The following is a 19,624-nucleotide window of genomic DNA, read 5'->3' as shown; positions in this document are numbered from 1 at the left end:
TCAGCGCCATCCTGCCTGCGGCGCCACACGATCGGCAAGATCTCCTACTGTCGGCCAGGCGTCATATCCCAAGGGCGACCAGACACGGTGCGATGTCAGCCGGTGGAAAGCGGAACCGGCGCATGAATACCCTGGAGGTTCTCGTCGGTGATGAGGACGAGTTCACCCCGCATGCCGTCGGGATCGGTGAACCAGATGCTGCGAAAGGCGCCCAGATCCTCGATCTTTCCGTCGCTGGCACCGCACTCGACAAGACGGTTCCGGGCTGCCCGAAACGCCTCCGCGGAAGCCGCTGTGAGGGCAAGATGGTCGAGGTGACCACGGGTGAACATGTCCGGTACGGCCACACCGTGCGGATTTCCGGTAATTTCGGCCGGATGTAGCCAGGAATGTGGTCCGGTGCGCAGGATCGCGTGCCGGAACGCCGGCGCCTGCTCGGCGAAGACGGTCTCCAGCTCGAATATCCCGGCGTAGAAGTCGGTGAATCTGTCAAGATCCTCGGTGAGCATCGCAACATGGTTCACGCCGTGTACGAGCGTCATGGGAACTCCTTCACCTCGGTTCGTTCGCTTTCGGCTTCTGGGCCGCGACCCGGGCGCGGGCACCGTCAAGGATCAGCTCGAGGGCCAGCGCCGCGGTCTCGCCGGCCTCCGCGCCGTCCAGATCCCAGTAGTCGCGCAGGGTCTGCCAGGTGGCGGCGGCGGTCAGCGCCTGGAGGGCGGCGGCGACCCGCCGGGCGCTGGTCTCGTCCAGGCCCGGCGCCTCCTGAGCGACGACGGTCCGGGCCGTCCGGCGGCGACGGTCGTTGTCGGACAGGCGCGCGAGCAGACCCTCGGGCGCCAGCAGCAGCTCACGCACGATCGGCGCGATGTCGTCGAACCCGGTGAACACCTGCCGGACCATTGCCGCCAGCTGCGCCGCGTCCGCCGGGGCGGGGCCATCGAAGCCGATGCGCCGGTTCGCCCAGCCGAACACGGCCGTCAGCAGCGCCTCCCGGGACGGAAAGTGCCGGTAGACGGTGCGCTCGGGCACGCCGGCCGCCTTCGCGACCTTCGCAAAGGTCAGATCCTCCCCGCCGGCCAGCAGGCCGGCCACCGCCTCGACGACCCGGTCCCGGACGAGCGCCGCCCGCGCATCTGACAGTGATACTGACGCCATGACAGCCATACTGCAATCATGACAGTGCCACTGTCAAGATGGACGGTTGTCAGCCGGACGTCAGGTGACCGAGGCCGGACCGCGCCGGGCCACCCAGCACCCGACCACAACACCAAGCCAGAACCAAGATCTCGCCACATCCCCCTGATCGCTCCTCTGGAGGAGCTGATACCGCGACCGCGACCGCACGGAGCCTGGACCGCGGCAAGAGGGGCACGCGGCAACGTGGACTCGCTGCCTCATCGGACCCCTGCGCCGCGGCACGCGGCCCAGACGGCTCTTCGTGGATCAAGGAGCGGTCACGGTCAGCGGGCGAGGCGATGTGTGGTCGCCGGGCACGGCGACAGCCGGGCCGAGCGACCACGGCCCGAGGGGCGACTCCGAACCTGACAGCGGGAAGGCGGCAACCTGTGCGTCAGGGGTTACACGATGGCTTCGCGTGAAAAGCGGGACGGCCGGAGATCCGTGCGGAGCGGCTAGCCGAGCTCGACGATCCGGGTGGGTCGCAGGGTGACGGCGACCCGGTCGTTCGTCGGGATGCCGCTGCCCTCCAGGTCCGCGCCATAGTGGGCGAGCACCCGCTTCATGACCTCAAGCTCCGGATCGTCGCTGATCTCGGCGGTGGCCCGGATCTCCAGGGTCCGCTGGGAGTTGGCCGGGTCCAGGACGAACAGGGTCGCCTGCGGGTGCGCGGCGAGGTTGCGGTACTTCTGCCGGTCCTTCGTGACCGAGATGAGCACGACGTCGCCGCCGTCGGAGTCCGAGTCGAGGGTCGCCCAGACCGCGGTGACCTGCGGCTGCCCATCCTTGCCGACGGTGGCGAGCACGACCGTGATCGGCTTCTCCAACAGGTCACGATGACTCGGCGAAATACTCGGCATGTCCTTTGGCTCCCCGGATCGCACGTCCACGCACGTTCACCCGCGCCCGCGCACGTCCATACGCGGCCTGCGGCATGACTCCAACCCTGCCAGGGCTGTTCTCCATGTTCGCGGTCGGGCCGGTACACGACCTCCGGCCCGAGCCGGCGACCACGGCGATGCTGCTACGCGGTGGGGCCGCCGGCGAGAACGGACCAGCCGGCGTCGAGGCGCAGGACGGTGCCGGTCGCCGGGTGCAGCGCCGGGTCGAGGGCCAGACCGACGGCGGCGGCGACGTCCGCCGGTTCGAGTACCCGGTGCAGCACGGAGTTGTCGGTCAGCACCTTTTCCCGCGCGGCGTCGAGAACGGCGGCTGTCGCATCGGTGCGTACTGCGCCGGGTGCGACGGTCAGGACACTGATTCCGTCGCGGGCGGTCTCCGCGGCGACGTGGCGGGCGAACGTGGCGAGTGCCGCCTTCGCGGTGCCGTGCGCCAGACGGCCACCGCCCACGTAGTCGGCGGCGGTGCTACCGATGAAGACCAGCCGGCCCGCGCCCTGCGCCCGCATCACCTCCACCGCCTGCCGGGTGATGTGGAAGGCACCGGCCAGCTCGCCGGTGACCTTCGCGGCAAAGTCCGACCAGGCCAGTTCGGCCAGTGAGGCGAACGGCGGCGGAGCGGTGTTGGCGTTCACGACCAGGGCATCGATGCGACCCCGGTCGGCCTTCACCGCCGCGACCAGCGCGGTGACCGCATCCTGATCCGTGACATCGGCAGCGATGGCCGTGGCGCTACCTCCGGCGTCCGAGATGGCGGTGACAACGCTCGCCGCCGCAGCGGCGTCCCGCCGATAGTTCACGATGACGTGCCAACCGCGACGCGCGAGCTCCGCGGCAATCGCCGCTCCGATTCCCCGGCTCGCGCCGGTGACAATCGCTGTCTGTTCCACCATGCCGCCGTCCTCCTCCTGCTGCTGCTCCCGTTCCGTATTCCCGTTCCGGGGCAGGATCGGTGCGTCGCAGCGCTGTTATCACGGATGACCCTCGTTCCGGAAACGTTACAGAACGCGGCCGGTCCGGAGGCTGTCGCTGACTACGATGCCCTGGTGCCCGACGCGCTCTTTTCCCATCCGTTGCTCGCCCGGGTCTACGACGCCTTTGACGGAAACCGCGACGACCTGGCCGCCTACCTCATGATCGCCGGCGAGCTGGGTGCCGGACTGGTGCTCGATGTGGGTTGCGGAACCGGATCCCTGGCCGTTCTGCTCGCCGGCAACGGCCATCGGGTCGTGGGCATCGACCCGGCAGCGGAACCCCCTACGTCTCTTTTCGCTATACCTATTGATTCCTGGCTGACGGCACCATCGTCACGTCGGAGTCGACCCTTCGGTGACGTACGGCAGGCCCCGGACCGCCCGGGCCGCGAGTTCGTGTTCCTCACCGAACGTTCGTCCTGAACCGGCCCGCGGTCACCCCGTCGGGCTCGGCTGTGCGTCGCTCGTGGTGCGCAGGCCGGCCCAGACGCGGTCGCGGGCGCGGGTGATGGCGACGTAGAGCTGGCGGCGTTGGAGGCGGAGACGTTCGCGCAGTGCGTCGTCGGACTCGTCGGCTTTCCGCGGGCGTGGGAACAGGTCGCGGTCGGGGATCCACACGTGCGCGAAGTCGAGGCTCTTCACCCGCGCGTACGTCCCGACCTTGACGCTCTCCTGGCGGCTACCGTCATACGCCCGCAGCGCCATTGCCGGGATCTGACGGCGACGCAGCACCGTCAGCCACCGTTCGACGGCCTGGTCCGTCGGGACGAGCACGGCCATGTCGCTGAGGCGGGCACCACGCTCGGTGTGCAGGCGCAGCAGGTCGTCGCACAGGCGCTCGTCCTGCGCGGCGGCGCTGGGCAGCCGCTCCTCGCGGACCTCTCCGCCGGCACGTTCGACGTCCACAGCCCGCCGGCCCTGCACCTCGACCCCGTCCAGGTCATCGAAACCGTCGTCGGCGAGGACGGCCTGGGCGTACCGCAGGATGTTCGCGCCGTTGCGGTAGTTACGGCCGAGGATCGTGGACCGTCCGACGACGGAGACACCGGCCTCGGCCAGCGTGAACCCACCCGGGTAGATCGACTGCTGCCCGTCGCCGACGACGAGCAGCCCGTTCGGCCGGTCTCCGACCAGGGCGTGCAGCAGCTGCAGGCCCACGCAGGTGAGGTCCTGCACCTCGTCCACGATCACCGCGTCGTACTGCCCGATACCACCGGACGGGCCTGGCACCCCGGAGGCACGCACGAGGTCGCGGGCCAGCAGCAGCAGGTCGTCGAAGTCCAGGACGTCACTCTCGATGCGCAGGGTCTCGTAGCGCTCGTACAGGTCCCAGACCGCACGCCGGTGCACCGGCTGCAGTGCGGTGCTGCGCCCAACCCTGGACAGGGTCGCGTACTGCTCGAACCCACGCAGCCCGCGGCCCTTGATGACCTTGGAGATCTCCTCCTGCCAGTAGGACAGCGGCAGCCCCAGTCCCGACAGCACCGACTGCCGACCCACCTGGCCCCAGGCACGCCTGAAGCAGAGCCTGACCCTGTCCTTCTCGACGAGGCCGGCCAGCCCCCGCGCCTCCAGGCAACGCCGGGCGAGCTGGTGCACCGTGACGAAGTCGACCCGTTCCACGTGCTCCGGCGCCATCCGGGCCAGCAGTGCCCGGTTGACCGGTCCGAGCGTGCTTACCAGCGAGGTGAACAGCACCCGTTCCCCGCGGGCGGCCAGGTACTTGGCCCGGTGCAGCGCGACGACCGTCTTGCCGGTGCCCGCCGCACCCCGCACCCGCGCCGGCCCCGACCAGCGCCGCCCCGCCAGTCTCGCCTGGGACGGGTGCAGCCACGTCATCCAGGTCTCGATCGGCTCCCGCGCCGCCGCGACCAGCAGGTCCTGCCACAGTTCGTCCATCCCCGGCAGCGTCTCCAGAGCCGCCGGCGCCATCTGGACCGCCGACCTCATCTGAGCCGCCGGCGTTGTCCGGACGGCCGGAGTCATCTGGACCGCCGGAGCCGCCGGAGCCGCCGGAGCCGCCGGAGCCGCCGGAGCCGCCGGAGCCGCCGGAGCCGCCGGAACGGCCGGAACCGGCGGGGTGACGGGCGCCGGGTGCGACGGCGGCGTCGTCCGCGTCCGGGCAGCACTGCGGTCGCTGTTCGCCCCGGTGCCGCGGGGGGATGCCGTGACGCCGTGCGCCCGCGTGGGTGTCGGCCCACCCGGCCGCCGGCCCTCGTCGCGCGGCATCGGCGGGCAGCCCTGGTCGAGGCATTCCAGCAGGCGTTCCACCGGCTCCGGGCCCAGACGAACGCCCTGGCGCAACAGATAGCCGGTGAGGTCCTGCTGCCCGAGGATGGTCACCCGGTCGAGCTGCTCGTGGATGCCACGGCGCCCGGCCATCACCAGCAGTGGCACGACCTCGGTCGGTGGCAGCCCCGCCTCGGCTACCACCTCTTCGACGGCGGCGGTCTGCCTCAGCAGCTTCTGCACGTTGTCATCGGCGTCGACCTGCCCACGCCACAGCCGGCCGCCCTCGATGCTGAACTCGCGCCAGTTCTTGACGTCCACCACGAACACCCCGGCGGGGCCGACCACGATCACGTCGATGTTGGCCTTACGGCTCCCCGGCCAGCGCCGATCCGCCAACACCTGCCAGCCGACGTCGACCATGCCGACCAGCACCCGCACCACGCTCTGCTCACCGTGCCCACCGGCGGCCCAGCGATCCCGGGTGCGCACCAGCCCACGGAGCAGGTCCTCGAAGTGGCGCACCTGCCGCGCCACCCCGTCGATCTCGAGCTCGAGCTGTGCGACCTGCCCGAACGCCGACGGTTCGACCAGCTCAGCCTGCTCGGCCCGCCGCACGCGGCCAGGAACGGATGCGGCGGGCAGGGACCTGGAGGCCGGCGGGTCCGAATACACGTCACAGCCTCCTCACGGATCGTCACCATTGACCATACGACACATCACCGCCGTTTACCCCTGTTTGCCATCACATGCGCTCCGCCGACAGAGGATGTGCCCACAGACCGTCGAGCGGTCGGTGCACCGCTCGACGGTCTGTGGATCCACACGGACCGCCTCGGCGGCGGGCCGGTCAGGCCGGCGGGCCACCGCCGGTGACATGGGCGACGTAGAGCGGATGGCCGCCCTCGGACACCGACATGTTCCAGGCGGCCGAGGGGTCACCGGACTTCGCCCAGGGTGACCCAGTCGGGTTGGCTGGAGCCGGCGGCGTTGTCGTCGAAGCCGGTGGGGCATGCGAACGAGAGGTCCACGGACGCCATGGTCAGATCGGGGGTGGCGTACCGGTAGGTGACACTGCCCTCGGCTCCGTGGATGCTGGGTTTCGGGTCCTGCAGGACCAGGCGGGCGGTCATGCCTCGGGGTACGACGTCTTCGTGTCCTGTCCCGCGCCGCCCACGACGCGTGGCGGCCGAGTGGATCGCGTCCGCGGACGGCCCGGCGGACCGGTGAGGACCGGCCTGGCCGGTCAACCCGGCTCAGTGCGTCTGGGTGAGCTGGATGAGGTTGCCGCAGGTGTCGTCGAAGACGGCGATGGTGACGGGGCCGGCATCCTGTGGGTCGAGAGTGAAGTGGACGCCGAGGCCACGCAGGCGGGCGGCCTCGGCGCGGATGTCGTCCACGGCGAACGAGGTGAAGGGGATGCCGTCGGCGGCCAGCGCCGCCTTGAAGGTCTTCGACGCTGGATGGGCATCCGGTTCGAGCAGAAGCTCGACGCCGTCGGGTGCCTCTGGCGAGACGACCGTCAGCCAGCGGTGCTCGCCCAGCGGGACCTCGGTCTTCTTCACGAAGCCGAAAACCTCCGTGTAGAAACGCAGCGCCCTGTCCTGGTCGTCCACGTACACACTGGCCAGGTTCACTCTCATCCGGTTCCGCCCGTCTCTGTGCCGACCGCCGCCCGACGCAGGCTGGTGTAGCCCGCTCAGCCGCCTCGGTGGCCCGCTCTGCCTGCCCCGTCATCGTGGATGTTAGGCGGACCCACCGACAGAAACGGCCAGGCGAGTCGCCGCGGACGGGCTCCTCGTGCCGGGGCGACGCCGGTGCCGGTGCCGGTGCCGGGTGGTGCCGGTGGTGCCGGCGGACCCGGTAAGGCAGCGATCGATGGTGTCGTGGGTGGTGTGGGAAGCCGAAGGTCGCGCGGTGACGTCAGCCGGACCGCGCATACCGGTGCCAGAAGCCACAAAAGACGTGCGTCCACCAGCCCTTTGGTAGATCCCGGTGAACCCGGGCTCGACTGGGTAGGCGTAGCACGGTCGGGTGGCGCCCGGTTGGACCGTTCGCCCGGGGTGCATCCGCTGCACGCAGCAGCCGCTTCACGCAACCTGAGGAGAGATCCATGGGGTTCATCACCGTCGGACAGGAGAACAGCACGCCGATCGAGATCTACTATGAGGATCACGGCACGGGGCGGCCGGTCGTGCTGATCCACGGCTATCCGCTCAACGGGGCGTCCTGGGAGAAGCAGGCCCGGGCGCTGCTGGCCGAGGGCTACCGGGTCATCACCTACGATCGGCGCGGCTTCGGAAAGTCGAGTCAGCCCACCGTCGGCTACGACTACGACACCCTCACAGCCGACCTGAACGCCCTGCTCGAACAGCTCGACCTGACCGACGTCTCGCTCGTCGGTTTCTCGATGGGCACCGGGGAGGTCACCCGCTACCTGGGGCGTTACGGCTCCCGGCGGATCGCGAAGGCGGCCCTGCTCGGTGCCATCCCGCCGTTCCTGCTCAAGACCGACGACAATCCGGACGGGGTCGGCGGATCCGTGTTCGACGGGATCAAGGCGGCGGTACTGGCCGACCGGCCGGCCTATTTCAAGGAGTTCCTCGACAACTTCTACAACGTCGACGTGCTCGGTGGCACGCGCATCAGTGGCCAGGCCTGGCAGAACAGCTTCGTCGTCGCCCTCGGCGCCTCCCCCCACGCGGCGCACGCCTGTGTCGACTCCTGGCTGACCGACTTCCGCGACGACCTGCCGAACATCGACGTGCCGACCCTGCTCATCCACGGCGATGCCGACCGCATTCTCCCCTACGAGAACACCGCCGCCCGGCTACCGGGGCTCATCAAGGACCTGACCACCGTCGCCGTCCACGACGGCCCGCACAACATCGCCTGGACCCACCCCGACGAGGTCAACGCCCCCCTGCTGGACTTCCTGCGCTGACCACGTCGATCAGCCCGGCGCACGTCGATCAGCCCGGCCAGGTGACGGCCAGCGAGGTGGCTGCGGCGAAGGCGTCGGCGGGGTCGGCTCCGCGTCCGATGGCCAACCCGACGAGGAAGGCCGAGACCGGCGCGGCCGGGCGAGCGATGCCATGGGCGGCGTCCCGGGCCAGATCCAGCACCGCTGTGGTGTCGACCTGACCCGGGTCGAGGCCGAGCCCGCCGCACAGCGCGGCCACCCAGGCACTCAGATCAGGCTCGCTCATCGGGCTCCTCCACCTCCACCAGGCTGGCGAACCACCTGTCGCAGGAACGGGATCCAGAGGCAGTCCCGACTTCCCCCATTCTGACCCCCGCCCAGCCAACGGTGGCTACTCCCACCCCCATCACCTGGCCAGATCGGTGACTCAGGGTGATCAGTGCCGGCGGCGCCGGCCCGACCGCTCGCCAGAAAGGGCTCGCCGGCCGGCCGGTACGGCCACGCCGAAACAGGCCGCCCGGATTTCTCAACGGGAGCCGACTGTCCACGCTCTCCACCAAGGCCGTACATGGTCGTACGTTGGCCAGGCAGCTCCCGCCAAATCCCGGACGGAAAGCAAAAAAAGCCCCCTGACCAGGGTCGATATGGACGACGGCAGCCAGGCATCCACTGCGGCACAGCATGATCGCCAAAAGATGACGACATGGTGCCCACTCGGCGCCCGCAACACGACAGAACACGGTGTATCTTGCGACGGTGCGCAGACATACCCTGCCTCGTTACACGAAAACGTGTTTCGGCGGGTATCTCGTGACTCAACCGCGAGCGCATGAGTGACCTGGCACCCGGGGGGTCGGGCGCTGCGTGAGCCTTGGGGGAGGCCACACTGATGGCGAACCGAACCGTTGGCTCCGTTCGCGGGCTGGCCCGTGCGCTGATGGCCGCCGCGGGTGCCGTTGTGCTGGTCGCGCCGCTGGGGACGCCGGCTGTCGCCGCACCGGCCGGCGGGCCCGCGACCGTGGGTGCCGACGGTCGGCCGCGGGTGCACGCCGTGGTGCTCGTCGACGAGTCGGGAAGTGAGACTCCCGAGACCATCCGGCAGGAGGCCGAGGCCGCGGGCCTGATCGCCAGCAGTCAACAGGTCGACAAGGACTCGAAGATCGCGGTGGTCGGGTTCGGCACCGACGACTTTCCCGAGGTCAGCCGCGAGCAGCATGGCGCGACCGATGAGGTCTGCCCGCTCGCACAGGTCGGCAGCACCGACTTCCGGACCTGTCTGGGCAAGCTGCACCCGCGCAGCATCGAGGAGGGCAACGGCACCGACCACGCCGCGGCCCTGACCAAGGCGCTGGACATCCTCGAGGCGGCGAAGGACCCGTCCTACTTCAACGTGGTGTTCCTGCTGACCGACGGCGGTCTGCGCGTGGACAACGTCCAGCGTTACGGGGCGAAGCTGCCCAACGCCGACGCGACGACGCAGTCGCGGATGACAGCCGCGATGGGCGTGACCGAGAGCGACGTCGCGCCGCGGGCCAGGGCGCTGGGCGTGCAGATCTGGCCGGTCGGTTTCGGGAACGGTTTCAACCGGGAGTGGCTGGCCAGGCTGCCCGGCTTCGGCGCCGGCACCAGCCAGGACTGTCAGAGGGTCCCGGTGGCCGCGCCAGCGCCCCTGTACGCCGAGTCCGCCGCGGACATCGCCGAGGCCCTCGACCGGGCGCTGGCGAACGCGAGCTGCATGGGCTTCGCCACCAAGCGCGGCCAGGGCGGACCGGGCAGCCCGGTGACCCTGGCTCTGAACATCCCGGCCACCGCGTCCAGTGCCACCATCAACGCGCTCAAGCGCGAAGCGGGCATCAAGGTCAGCTACACCGACCCCCGGGGCCGGGTCATCCAGGGCTCCGGCCAGCAGGACGGCTCGTTCTTCACCCTGAACAACAGCGCCCCCACCTCCGAGTCGCTGTTCATCGCCAACCCCTACCCGGGCACCTGGAAGGTCGTCTTCACCTGGCCCCCGGACGCCAGGCCGCAGACGGTGCAGGCCGACCTGACCTGGATCGGTCAGCTGAGCTCGGTGGTCCGCCTCTCGCCGGCGTCCCCGAAGCCAGGCGAGTCCGCGACGGTGCACGTCACGCTGCAGACCAGCCGCGGGCAGGCCGCCGACCCCCGCGACCTCGCCGGGCTCGTGTTCGACGCGCGGCTGGCCGGGGACGGCTTCATCCCCGTGCCGGTGGCCCTGAGCGACAACGGCCAGGGCGGTGACGAGAAGGCCGGTGACGGCGGCTACGCCGGCCAGGTCACCGTGCCCGCCGGTGCGACCGGGCTGCTGTCGCTGACCGGCAGCATCACCGGTACGGGTCTGCGGGGCACCGTGCAGCGCGCGACCTACCGGATTCCGGGGGCTCGCGGCGGCGGCGCGGTCGTGGAGATGCGTACGCCGGCGGACGTCCACCGCGGGGCCTCGGTCAGCGGGGTGCTGCGGGCGGACAACCCGTCGGGCACGCCCCGTGAGGTCGCGTTGAGCCTGGCAGGCCTGGCCGGGGTGTCCCTCGACCCGGTCACGGTGACCGTGCCGGCCGGGGCCAGCGGCTTCGAGCGGAAACTGACCCTGTCCGTGGCGTCGGACGCCGCCTACGGACCGCGGCGCGGCGTCATCCGCGTCTCCGTCACCCCCGGCGGCTCGAACGGCGGCGGCGCGACGAACGGCGACAGCGCCACGAGCACGGGTGTCGTGCTCACCGAGGAGCCGGTGAGTTTCGACGTGGACGAACCACCCGGGTGGTTCGCGACGTACTGGTCGTACCTGCTGCTGGCCGCCGTCGTCCTGCTGCTCGCCGTCGGCGCCGCCCTGCTGCTGCTGGCCCGGCGGCGACGCGACGGCGACGTCTCCCAGCTGCGGGCCTTCGCCACCCGCGGGGACGGTGTCGGCGCGGACCTGCCGGCGTCGCGGCAGCGCGCGTCCGTGTTCCGGTTCACCCTCAACGACGTGCCCGGGGTCGCGCTCACCCTCACCCAGGCGAACCCGGGCGAGACCGGTGTCTACACCGTGCGCCGGGTCAAGCACGGGCAGCTCGCCGTGCAGACGCCGGGTGGTGAGGTACGCACCCTGCCCGCGGGCACCCGGTTCCCCGCCGGCATGTCCGGCACCCAGCTGTGGGTCGAGGACCGGCGGCTGCAAGGTGGCGCCGCGGCCCTGCCGCCTTCCGACGATCCGTGGAGCGGAGGCGGCGCCCACGCGAACAGTGCCGACCCGTTCGGTGGTGGCGGCGCCGAGGCCGATCCGTACGCGACCATCGGCGGCCAGGACCCGTTCGGCGGCGCCGGCAACGATCGACACGTCAACGGTCACAGCAGCACCCCGCCCGGCAACCCCGCCCACAACGACAACCCGTATGGCGGCGATCCCTACGGCGGCGATCCCTACGGCGGCAGTCCGTATGGCGGCAGTCCGTATGGCGGCAGTCCGTATGGCGGCAGTCCGTATGGCGCTCCGGCCCGATCGGCGCCAGACGACGACTACCGAAACATGTCCGAGGCACCCACCGTCCAGCCCGGCCAGCGTCCGGCGGTTGGGCCCGGGCAACCGTCGGCGACCCCTCGGCCGGCCGACGACTGGAACGACACGCAGTTCTGACCGGCAGCAGGCAGCAAGGCACCAGGCAGGAACGGGCAGGAGCGACCCGCCCGACACCGGGCACGACCCAGCGCAGAACACGGATCGGGATACGTATGCCGACACGCGACACCGCCTTCGGGCTGAACATCTACCAGCCGCTGGTCTTCGTGGGGCTGGGGGGCACCGGCTGCGCGATCGGCACCGAACTCGAGCGGCGGCTGCGTGAGTCGCTGTGCGGGCCGGACGGCATGGCGTTCGCCGAGCGGATGGGCACCCACGGCAACTCCGGCTATCTGCCCTACCAGCTGCCCGGCTGCCTGCAGTTCGTCTACGCGGACCTCAACGAGGCCGAACTCGACCGCATCCACGGCGCGACCGTCCCCGCGCCGACGCACCATCAGGCGGCGGCCCGTAACGCCCAGCTGGTCCGCGGGCTGGTGCCGAAGTTCCAGACCTACGCGGAGGTCGCGGCGAACCTGCGGATGACCGCCGGGCAGTTCGTCCAGTCGTGGCTGCCGCCGATCCTGGACGAGCCGCTGGTCGCACCGATCACCAAGGGTGCGGGGCAGCTGCCGACGGTGGGCCGGGCGGCGCTGTTCGAGACGGTGCGCGAGGACATCGGCCCGGGCCAGCAGCCGCTGCGCGATGCCATCGACGCCGTCAGCCGGGCCGGTGCCGAACTCGGTGTGCTCGGCGGGCGGTCGAACCGTTCGTGCGACGTGTTCGTCGCCTTCTCGGTCGCCGGCGGCACCGGCACCGGCATCTTCTACGACTACCTGCATCTCATCGCGGACGCGTTCGACCGGGCCCGCATCGGTGCGCAGATCTATCCGCTGGTGCTCATGCCGAGCGCGTTCGACGAGGGCCGCGGCGGGGGGCGTTCGGCGCAGCTCAACGCGGGACGCGCCCTGCTCGACCTGTTCCGTCTGGTGGACGACCAGAACGCCCGCAAGGCCCGGCGGGTCCTGGGCCATTCGGACAACATCGGCCGTCCGATCGACGTCGCCTACCCGGGACGCAAGATCCAGATCGCGTCGGGCACGGTGCAGACCGGGTTCCTGTTCAGCCGCACCCCGGGCATGGACAAGGACGACATCCACCGTTCGATCTCGTCGCTGGTGCTGTCGCTGATCACCTCCGAGCAGCAGGCCGAGCAGGCGGCGGTGGTCGGTCAGTCGTTCCAGTCGTTCGCCGACTCGTTCATCAACAGCGCGGCCGAGCGCCATACCGCCGCCGACTCCGGCATCGGCCATCGCGGCGTGTCCACGGCGCTGGTCGCGTCGCTGACCGTGCCCGGGGACGCGCTCGCCGAGCTCGTCGCCGGCCGGCTGCTGGCCCGGGCCGTCCCGCTGCTGGAGGGGCCGACGCCGGGCGGGGAGCGCAACGTCCCGTTGATCGGGAAGATGGCGCGGGCGGCGAACCTCGACGAGATCCTCGACCGGCCGGACCTGCCGGTCAGCACGCCACGGGTCACCGACGGCGCCGCGGAGATCAAACGTTCGCTGACCGACTACTCCGACACCATCGGCGCCGTCCTGCGGGCGCAGGCCACCCAGCTCAGCGGCCAGGTGCAGGAGATCGCCGGGCAGCGGTTCCAGCCGGTGCAGGCCGCCCGGACGATGCTCGGCGAGGTCGACGTCCTGCACCTGCGCCGGATCATCCGTGGGCATCCGGAGCTGCTCGACCCGCCGGACCGCAGCGGCCTGATCGGCCTGCTCGAGGCACGCAAGAACACCCCGCCGCAGGTCCCGAACCGGCCGCCGGTCAGCGCCGCGGCCCCGGTGCTGCCCGACATCCGCAACCGGTTCCCCGGCAAGGCGAAGTGGGGCGACCCGCCGGTGCAGCAGGCCATCGCCACCCTGCAGCACTGGCACCGCTGGAACACCTGGCGGCTGTGGCATGAGGCGTGGGGCCGCCAGACCCGGGTCTGGCAGCAGAAGGTGAACGTCGCGATCGGCCATGTGGACGACTTCGCCGACGCCCTGATCGTGTTCGCCCGCGCCGAACCGGACGAGTTCGATCGCCGCACGGTCGCGCTCAGCCAGGACCGCACCGGTATCCGCCAGCTACTGCCCGCCGGTGGCAACCTCGAGGTGTTCCACCGCACCGTGCTGCGGGCGTTCCTGCAGCGTGGCGGCCTGCCCGAGGGTTCCACCGAGGCGGATGTGCTGCGGCTGCTGCTACGCGGTTCCGACTGGCAGAAGGCGTTCGAGGAGATCACCGAACGGTCCGCGCCGCAACGGGCGGTGGCGATCCTGCGCGACCGGCTCAAGCAGGAGGTCCGGTCGCTGTTCGCCGAGGCCGAGGGCGGTGGGGTGCCGTTGCTGCCGTCGATGGGCCGGCTGCTGGCCCGGGCCGCCAGCAGCGCCGCACCCGACGTCGACCCGCTGGACCTGCGCCAGTTCCTCGACCAGCTGCGCGCGCTGCTGCCCGGCGGGTTCAGCCCCGACGGCTCCGGCCGCCTGAAGATCCTGATCGCGCATCCGGCGGTGAAGCACGCCGGCGCCGGCGAGGTCGAGGCCTGTCTGCGCGACGAGTTGGCGCTGCCCACCGGACAGGGTGTGACACCCGACTTCCGGCCCGGGCAGCCCGACTCGATCGTCGTGGTGCTCTTTCGCAGTTCGATGGCCGTCAACGAGGTGCGGGAGGTCCGGGAGCTGCTGCGGTTCTGGTCGCAGGCGGTCACCCACAACGACCCGGCCGACTATCTGCGCTGGCGGCAGCGGCTGAGCTACAACTACGGCTGGCTCGCGATGACCGAGGACAACCGCACCACGATCCTGCACCGGCTGCTGTGCGCGATGTGGAACGGGCGGGTGCGGGTCACCGGGTCGCTGGAATCCCCGGAGTCGATCCAGGTCAGCGCGGTCGAGTACGACGAGGCGCAGGCCATGTACCTGCCGCTGCATCGGATCGGGCAGACCTCGTCGTGGGGGTCGTTGCTGCGGGTCTACGAGCAGGCGATCGTCGAGGACGACGACGAGGCGCGCCGGGCGTTCACCCGCAGCCTGCGGATGATCCGTCCGGAGGGGCTCACCCACGAACCGGTGCCGCCCGCCGCGGTGTTCCGCGCCTTCGTCGACGTGGCCGGGTCGGAGGTCGCCCGGATCGAGAAGTTCCGCGCGGGGCTGCCGCCGGCCAGCCGTGGCCGGCTCGACCAGGCCCTCGAGTTCTGGTCCACCACCGTGCCCGCCGCGCTGCACCGACCGTTCACCGAGGAGGGTGCGATCCGCGGCAACCTGCACGACCTCCACACCTACCTGACCGAGGTCGAAGGGGCGGACGAGCGATGACGTCCACCGTGGCGCCGCCCGGCGCCGGCGATGACCATGCCGGGCGCGACGAGGACGACGCGTCGATGGTGGTCGTCCTCGACCTGCGTGACGATCCGCGTCGGGTGCTGTCCACCCCGATCGGTACCCTGCAGCGCGAGCACGCCAGCCAGGCGGGCCGGCGCGACGTGGACACCAGCCGGATCCTGGTCGTCGCCGACGTGGCCCGCCTCGAGGAGTACAGGGACTTCCTCGTCCGGGTGTCCGCGGCGACGACGCAGCTGCTGGTGCTGGGCCTGGGCCGGCGCCCGCACCCCGAGCGGCTGTACCTGCCGGCCGTCGCCGAACTGCCCGTCCTGTGGGCGGGGGACCTGCGCGGGGTGCGCTGGACTCCCGGTCGGCCCGGACGGGTGCTCGGCCCGGACAAGGACGCCCAGCCGAACCTCGCGGCGCTGTTGCAGGCGTTGAGCATCCCCAGCGTCTTCAGCCGGGCGCGTGGTGTGGTCCTGCGCTGCACCTACCAGGTCGCCGCGCCGGCGATCCACCTGCTGCTCGGTCGGGTGAGCCGGGACGTCCTCGACCAGGCCGCAGGGCAGGCCTTCGAGCATTTCACCCAGGACGACAACGGCATCCCGCCTGGTCCCGGTGGCGCCGGTCCGCCGGGTGGGGCGGGCGCGGGCCCCGGCGACGGGACGAGGTCGGTGGTGCCGCAGGAGGCAGCCCGCCTCGACCGGCTGCTGACCGGGTCGGCCACCACCGATGTCGCTGGCATCGGCTCGATCATCAACCCGAACGGCCAGCTGCCGGCGGCCGCCGTCGCCGCGCGCCGGCATCTGGACGAAGCCGCGGCCCTGATCACCGCGCTGCGCGACGAACCGTTCGCCCCTCGCCGTTCGGTGGCCGCGGAGGGTCTCGTGCCCGTCGGGTCGCTGGTCTGGACGGAACTCACCCAGGCCGGCGCCCACCTGGGCACACTCGCCGTGGAACTGCACCGGGCACTGACCGATCAGGGTGGCAGCGACGGCGTCGGCCCGCAGCAGCGCCACACCCTGGCGCTGCTCGGCGTGCAGATGGTGCCCGTCCCCGCGGCGGCGGCCGCCCAGGTGCGCACGGCGCTGGCCCGCCAGACCGACGCGGCGCTGGGCGCCCGCGAGACGCTGGCCGCCACCGCTCGCCGCCTACGTGACCTGGCCGTACGGGCCCGCCCCACCGGCAGCGCGCAGTACGCGCAGCGGGTACCGCAGATCTGCCCGCCCGAACTCATCACGACCCTGCGGACCCCACCGCCGTTCCCCCGCTGGCTGCACCCCGGCATGCTCTCGACCGCGTTCCTGAGCACACTGCTGGCCGGACTGTGGTTCCCGGTCGGCGTTCTCGGTGCGCTGGTCACCGCCGCGCTCACCGTCGGTATCGCCGTGCGCCTGTACCAGCGCCGGCCGATCCCCCAGCCCCGCGAACCCGCCGACCCGCGGGACCTGCCCCTTTCCGCCCTGATCTGGTACGGGTTGGACGCGCTGGGCGGCGCCGTCGTCGGCATCGGCGCCGGCGTGGTCCTGCCGAGGCTGAGCCTGGGCATCGGTGTGGTGCTGCTGCTCGCCGGGCTCGCCCTCGCGTTCGCACCGCTGGTGTGGTGGCGGCGCGCGGTGAACGCCTGGCAGCGCAGGCTGCGGCTGAACGAGGCGGCGAACGCCATCAGCGGGCTCGGCGCGCTGCTGGTGTCGGTCGGTCTCAACGAATGGGTGCTGGCCGACGAACGGCTCGGTGCGGCCCGTCTGGCCAGCGCCGTCGCCGACGCGGTCGACGCCGCCCAGGCGACGCTGCGCGAACTGCGCCCGACGCCCGTCGGTCCCCGCGGTCCCGCCCGGCCCGGTGGTTTCGGCCCGGCCCCCGGCGGTGCCGCGGCGAACTCGGGCGTCCTCGGCCCGGCCGGCGACGGCAGCACCCTCGGCGTGGGCTCGGCCGTCGGCCGCCAGCTGCTGGCGCACCAGGGCGAGCTCGCGGACATCGTGACCGGGGACGTCGCCGCCGCCATCCGCACCGTGCTCAACACCCACGGCGAGGAGATCGCCCGGATGCGCCGCGAGGACCTCGGCCGGGACGTCCACGACGCCCTGCACACCCTGCTCACCGCCTACGACCGGCATCTGGAACGACGTGGCCCGCTGGCACCGCCGCCGTTCGACACCGACCAGCGTCGACGCGTCGAACTCGCCCGCAGGGTCTGGCAGCAGTCCCCCGAGCTCGGCCAGCTCGGCCGCGCCACCTCCAGCCACCCGCAGCTGCTGCAGCTCACCAACGAGGAGGACCTGCGCCTGCTCGATCCCACCCCGGACACGGCGGCGTACATCCGGTTCATCCCCCGCATCGCCAACCCCGGACGGGAGGAGGCCACCGGCTCCCCCGACATCGCCGGCCTCATCCGGCTGACCGAGCTCACCTCCGGCTCTGTCCGACGGGCAAGCCCCCCGTCCACACCACAGCAGCGGCCCACCTCCCCACCTACACCGCCGGTGCCGGCCGGGACACCGGATGTCGTGCAGGGGCCGACCGGCCCGGCGGAGAACGACGACACCTCGCCCTCCCTCGCCGCGCCGCCCACTCCACCAGCACCACCGACACCGGACGGCCCGCCACCCCAGCGCCCGGTATCCGACCCGCCGCCCCCCGCCCCGGCGCGCCCCGCCGACTCCGTCGCGGACGAGGTCTGGTCCGGGGAGACGACCGTCGGCTCCCCCGGCACACCACCCGCGGCCCAGCCGGTCGAGGCGCGCCCCGCCGAAGCCCTTCCCGCCGAACCCAGCCCCGCTCAGGCGCGACCGGCCCCGCTGACGGCGGCCAAACCGGATGTGCCCGCCCCCGTCCCGCCAACCGTGCGTAGCGCACCGCGGCCGGACGTGCCCGAGGCCGCATCCGCGGTGGTGCCGGATCCCGCTGCGGCACGGGTGGAGCGCACCTCGACCGAGGCGGACGATCTCTGGTGATCCTCCAGCTCCTGATCCTTCTCGCGATCCTCGTTGGCCTCGGCGTCCTGGCCGCCTGGCTGTGGTACCTCCCGAGCGACCTCGCACCTGGCCAGCGCTGGGACGACCCGGCCAGTCACGACGCCACCACCAGCGGTGCCGGCGCACCAACCGCCGCGCACACCGCGGCCACCACCGGCCCCCAGGACGCTGACCCGACCCGCCGCGCGGGTTCCCCGGAGACCGGCGGCAGGACGGGCGAGCTGCCGATGCGCCCGCCTCCCGCGCCGCTCGGCCACCGGGCGCGGCACCCCCCGCGCATCCCCGCGACAGGTCCGCGCACGTCGCGCCGGCGCGCCGACCCGAGAGACGAGCGGCCGCGGTGAGCGATCTCGAGACGTTGACGTTTCGCCGTCCGGATGGCGGCAAAGCCGTCTGGGAGGTCGAGATGGATCCGGGGCCACCCGAGGAGACCAGGAACTTCCGGACCCGGCGCGGGCTGTACCAGAACTTTCCGATCGCCATCCGCTACGCGATCGGCGGGGAGAACGCGGAACTGCCCCTGGAGAACGCGATCGCCACCGGCCTGCGGATGCTGCGCCGGTTCGACGCCGATCGACACTTCCCCTGGGAGCGGGGCGCCACGTACTACCCGTGGCAGCTGTCCCGCCTGTTCGGTTACGAGGTCGACCGGGACGAACCGTTCGCCATCACCGCCGAGTACGGGGCGCCGATCGAACAACTGACCAGTCCACTGGTCTCCCCGGATGATCTGGGGAAATTCGCCGGTGGCCTGGCCCGTGGCCTGATCCTGCTCGAGCAGCTGGGGATCTCCCACCGTCAGCTGCGCGGTAACACCCTGCACTGGGACCCCACGAGCCGGACGCTGCAGATCAACCGGTTCGAGTACGCCCGCCGCCTCGGCGAGCCACGTTCCCGGCTCGCGCAGATCCCCACACCGGCCGACCGGACGCCCCGCGAATGGGCATCGCCCGAGCAGATCCTCGGTCGCGGGTTCATCGATGCCGGCGACGACCTGTACGCCGCGGGTTGCGCGCTGCTGAGCGTCGTCACCCCGGGCGGCCTGCACATCGGTCTGGGTGGCCGACCCGATGTCGCCGCCAGCGGCATGCCGTGGCTCGGGCAGATCCTGCACGGCGTGTTCGACGCCCCCGACGCCCGACCGACCGCCACCGAGCTGCTGCGCCGGCTCGGGCAGATCATGGGAGCGGACGAGGTGCCCCGCCACGAGCCGGACACCCTCGCCGAGGGCCGCCGCGCCTACGACCAGCTGATGGCCGCCAAGGGGCAGCCGGCACCGGCCCGCCCGGCTCGGCCGTCCTCGCCGCCGCCGAACGAGCCGCCGGGCGGGCACCCACCGTTCGCAGCCGGCCCGGACGACCCGACCGGTCCGCGCACCACACCCCGCCAGGACGGCTACCCCACCCCGCACACGATCGCCGATCCGGGCGCGAGCACCGATCCGGAAACGCTGACGCGGCCACCGTCCCCCCACGGCGGTTCCACGAGCAGCACGCGTCCGGAGAAACGGCGCCGACGAGGCCGGAGGTAACC

At 71.8% G+C, this 19,624-nt stretch carries 14 protein-coding genes and 1 pseudogene; 7 read left to right on the top strand and 8 right to left on the bottom strand.

The window, feature by feature from the left end; genetic code table 11:
• Window positions 1-95 precede the first annotated feature (95 nt).
• The 4 genes from MXD61_RS02085 to MXD61_RS02070 all read right to left on the bottom strand — a co-directional run bounded on the left by MXD61_RS02085 (window position 96) and on the right by MXD61_RS02070 (window position 2,971).
• Window positions 96-542, bottom strand: coding sequence for a VOC family protein (locus MXD61_RS02085; protein ID WP_248811173.1), 447 nt, complete (start codon window positions 540-542; stop codon window positions 96-98).
• A 10-nt stretch (window positions 543-552) separates the two neighbouring features.
• Window positions 553-1,158: a TetR/AcrR family transcriptional regulator gene (locus MXD61_RS02080; RefSeq protein ID WP_248811172.1), complete on the bottom strand. Its 606-nt coding sequence runs from the start codon at window positions 1,156-1,158 to the stop codon at window positions 553-555.
• A 476-nt stretch (window positions 1,159-1,634) separates the two neighbouring features.
• Window positions 1,635-2,039 (bottom strand): PPOX class F420-dependent oxidoreductase, encoded by a 405-nt coding sequence (locus MXD61_RS02075; protein ID WP_248811171.1) that lies wholly within the window; start codon window positions 2,037-2,039, stop codon window positions 1,635-1,637.
• Window positions 2,040-2,203: 164 nt separating this feature from the next.
• Window positions 2,204-2,971: an SDR family oxidoreductase gene (locus MXD61_RS02070; RefSeq protein ID WP_248811170.1), complete on the bottom strand. Its 768-nt coding sequence runs from the start codon at window positions 2,969-2,971 to the stop codon at window positions 2,204-2,206.
• 153 nt (window positions 2,972-3,124) lie between these two features.
• On the opposite strand from MXD61_RS02070, the pseudogene MXD61_RS28620 reads away from it, so the two are divergent.
• Window positions 3,125-3,325 (top strand): annotated as a pseudogene (locus tag MXD61_RS28620) (methyltransferase domain-containing protein); the annotation flags it as partial.
• Window positions 3,326-3,487: 162 nt separating this feature from the next.
• On the opposite strand, the gene MXD61_RS02060 reads toward MXD61_RS28620, so the two are convergent.
• The 3 genes from MXD61_RS02060 to MXD61_RS02050 form a co-directional block, all read right to left on the bottom strand.
• Window positions 3,488-5,956: a UvrD-helicase domain-containing protein gene (locus MXD61_RS02060; RefSeq protein ID WP_374628288.1), complete on the bottom strand. Its 2,469-nt coding sequence runs from the start codon at window positions 5,954-5,956 to the stop codon at window positions 3,488-3,490.
• Window positions 5,957-6,219: 263 nt separating this feature from the next.
• A complete protein-coding gene (locus MXD61_RS02055; RefSeq protein WP_248811168.1) occupies window positions 6,220-6,414 on the bottom strand; it encodes a hypothetical protein in 195 nt (64 codons plus the stop codon).
• Window positions 6,415-6,537: 123 nt separating this feature from the next.
• On the bottom strand, window positions 6,538-6,924 hold the full coding sequence (locus MXD61_RS02050; protein WP_248811167.1) for a VOC family protein: 387 nt from the start codon (window positions 6,922-6,924) through the stop codon (window positions 6,538-6,540).
• A gap of 470 nt (window positions 6,925-7,394) precedes the next feature.
• Between MXD61_RS02050 and MXD61_RS02045 the strand changes: the two genes are divergently transcribed.
• The gene (locus tag MXD61_RS02045; protein WP_248811166.1) at window positions 7,395-8,225 is read left to right on the top strand and encodes an alpha/beta fold hydrolase; all 831 of its coding nucleotides are present in this window, start codon (window positions 7,395-7,397) and stop codon (window positions 8,223-8,225) included.
• A gap of 28 nt (window positions 8,226-8,253) precedes the next feature.
• Here the strand turns inward: MXD61_RS02045 and MXD61_RS02040 are convergent, their stop codons facing one another.
• Entirely contained in the window at window positions 8,254-8,490 is a 237-nt protein-coding gene (locus tag MXD61_RS02040; RefSeq protein ID WP_248811165.1) for a DUF6457 domain-containing protein, read from the bottom strand.
• A 603-nt stretch (window positions 8,491-9,093) separates the two neighbouring features.
• Between MXD61_RS02040 and MXD61_RS02035 the strand changes: the two genes are divergently transcribed.
• The 5 genes from MXD61_RS02035 to MXD61_RS02015 all read left to right on the top strand — a co-directional run bounded on the left by MXD61_RS02035 (window position 9,094) and on the right by MXD61_RS02015 (window position 19,622).
• On the top strand, window positions 9,094-11,835 hold the full coding sequence (locus tag MXD61_RS02035) for a vWA domain-containing protein (protein ID WP_248811164.1): 2,742 nt from the start codon (window positions 9,094-9,096) through the stop codon (window positions 11,833-11,835).
• 95 nt (window positions 11,836-11,930) lie between these two features.
• Window positions 11,931-15,110: a tubulin-like doman-containing protein gene (locus tag MXD61_RS02030; protein WP_248811163.1), complete on the top strand. Its 3,180-nt coding sequence runs from the start codon at window positions 11,931-11,933 to the stop codon at window positions 15,108-15,110.
• Window positions 15,107-18,070 (top strand): hypothetical protein, encoded by a 2,964-nt coding sequence (locus MXD61_RS02025; protein ID WP_248811162.1) that lies wholly within the window; start codon window positions 15,107-15,109, stop codon window positions 18,068-18,070. The genes MXD61_RS02030 and MXD61_RS02025 overlap by 4 nt, the downstream gene beginning before the upstream one ends.
• The gene (locus MXD61_RS02020) at window positions 18,067-18,435 is read left to right on the top strand and encodes a hypothetical protein (RefSeq protein WP_248811161.1); all 369 of its coding nucleotides are present in this window, start codon (window positions 18,067-18,069) and stop codon (window positions 18,433-18,435) included. The genes MXD61_RS02025 and MXD61_RS02020 overlap by 4 nt, the downstream gene beginning before the upstream one ends.
• The gene (locus MXD61_RS02015; protein WP_248811160.1) at window positions 18,432-19,622 is read left to right on the top strand and encodes a hypothetical protein; all 1,191 of its coding nucleotides are present in this window, start codon (window positions 18,432-18,434) and stop codon (window positions 19,620-19,622) included. Before MXD61_RS02020 ends, MXD61_RS02015 begins: the two co-directional genes overlap by 4 nt.
• Window positions 19,623-19,624 lie beyond the last annotated feature (2 nt).

The sequence above is a fragment of the Frankia sp. AgPm24 genome, assembly GCF_023243055.1.
Lineage (GTDB): Bacteria > Actinomycetota > Actinomycetes > Frankiales > Frankiaceae > Frankia > Frankia umida.
The sequence above is the reverse complement of the archived record's forward strand: the minus strand, read 5'-3'. Positions and strand labels throughout refer to the sequence as shown.

Bases quoted from the DNA above. Each gene is read 5' to 3' on its own strand.
- MXD61_RS02085 (WP_248811173.1), bottom strand. From the start codon at position 542: ATGACGCTCGTACACGGCGTGAACCATGTTGCGATGCTCACCGAGGAT.
- MXD61_RS02080 (WP_248811172.1), bottom strand. From the start codon at position 1,158: ATGGCGTCAGTATCACTGTCAGATGCGCGGGCGGCGCTCGTCCGGGAC.
- MXD61_RS02075 (WP_248811171.1), bottom strand. From the start codon at position 2,039: ATGCCGAGTATTTCGCCGAGTCATCGTGACCTGTTGGAGAAGCCGATC.
- MXD61_RS02070 (WP_248811170.1), bottom strand. From the start codon at position 2,971: ATGGTGGAACAGACAGCGATTGTCACCGGCGCGAGCCGGGGAATCGGA.
- MXD61_RS02055 (WP_248811168.1), bottom strand. From the start codon at position 6,414: ATGACCGCCCGCCTGGTCCTGCAGGACCCGAAACCCAGCATCCACGGA.
- MXD61_RS02050 (WP_248811167.1), bottom strand. From the start codon at position 6,924: ATGAGAGTGAACCTGGCCAGTGTGTACGTGGACGACCAGGACAGGGCG.
- MXD61_RS02045 (WP_248811166.1), top strand. From the start codon at position 7,395: ATGGGGTTCATCACCGTCGGACAGGAGAACAGCACGCCGATCGAGATC.
- MXD61_RS02040 (WP_248811165.1), bottom strand. From the start codon at position 8,490: ATGAGCGAGCCTGATCTGAGTGCCTGGGTGGCCGCGCTGTGCGGCGGG.
- MXD61_RS02035 (WP_248811164.1), top strand. From the start codon at position 9,094: ATGGCGAACCGAACCGTTGGCTCCGTTCGCGGGCTGGCCCGTGCGCTG.
- MXD61_RS02030 (WP_248811163.1), top strand. From the start codon at position 11,931: ATGCCGACACGCGACACCGCCTTCGGGCTGAACATCTACCAGCCGCTG.
- MXD61_RS02025 (WP_248811162.1), top strand. From the start codon at position 15,107: ATGACGTCCACCGTGGCGCCGCCCGGCGCCGGCGATGACCATGCCGGG.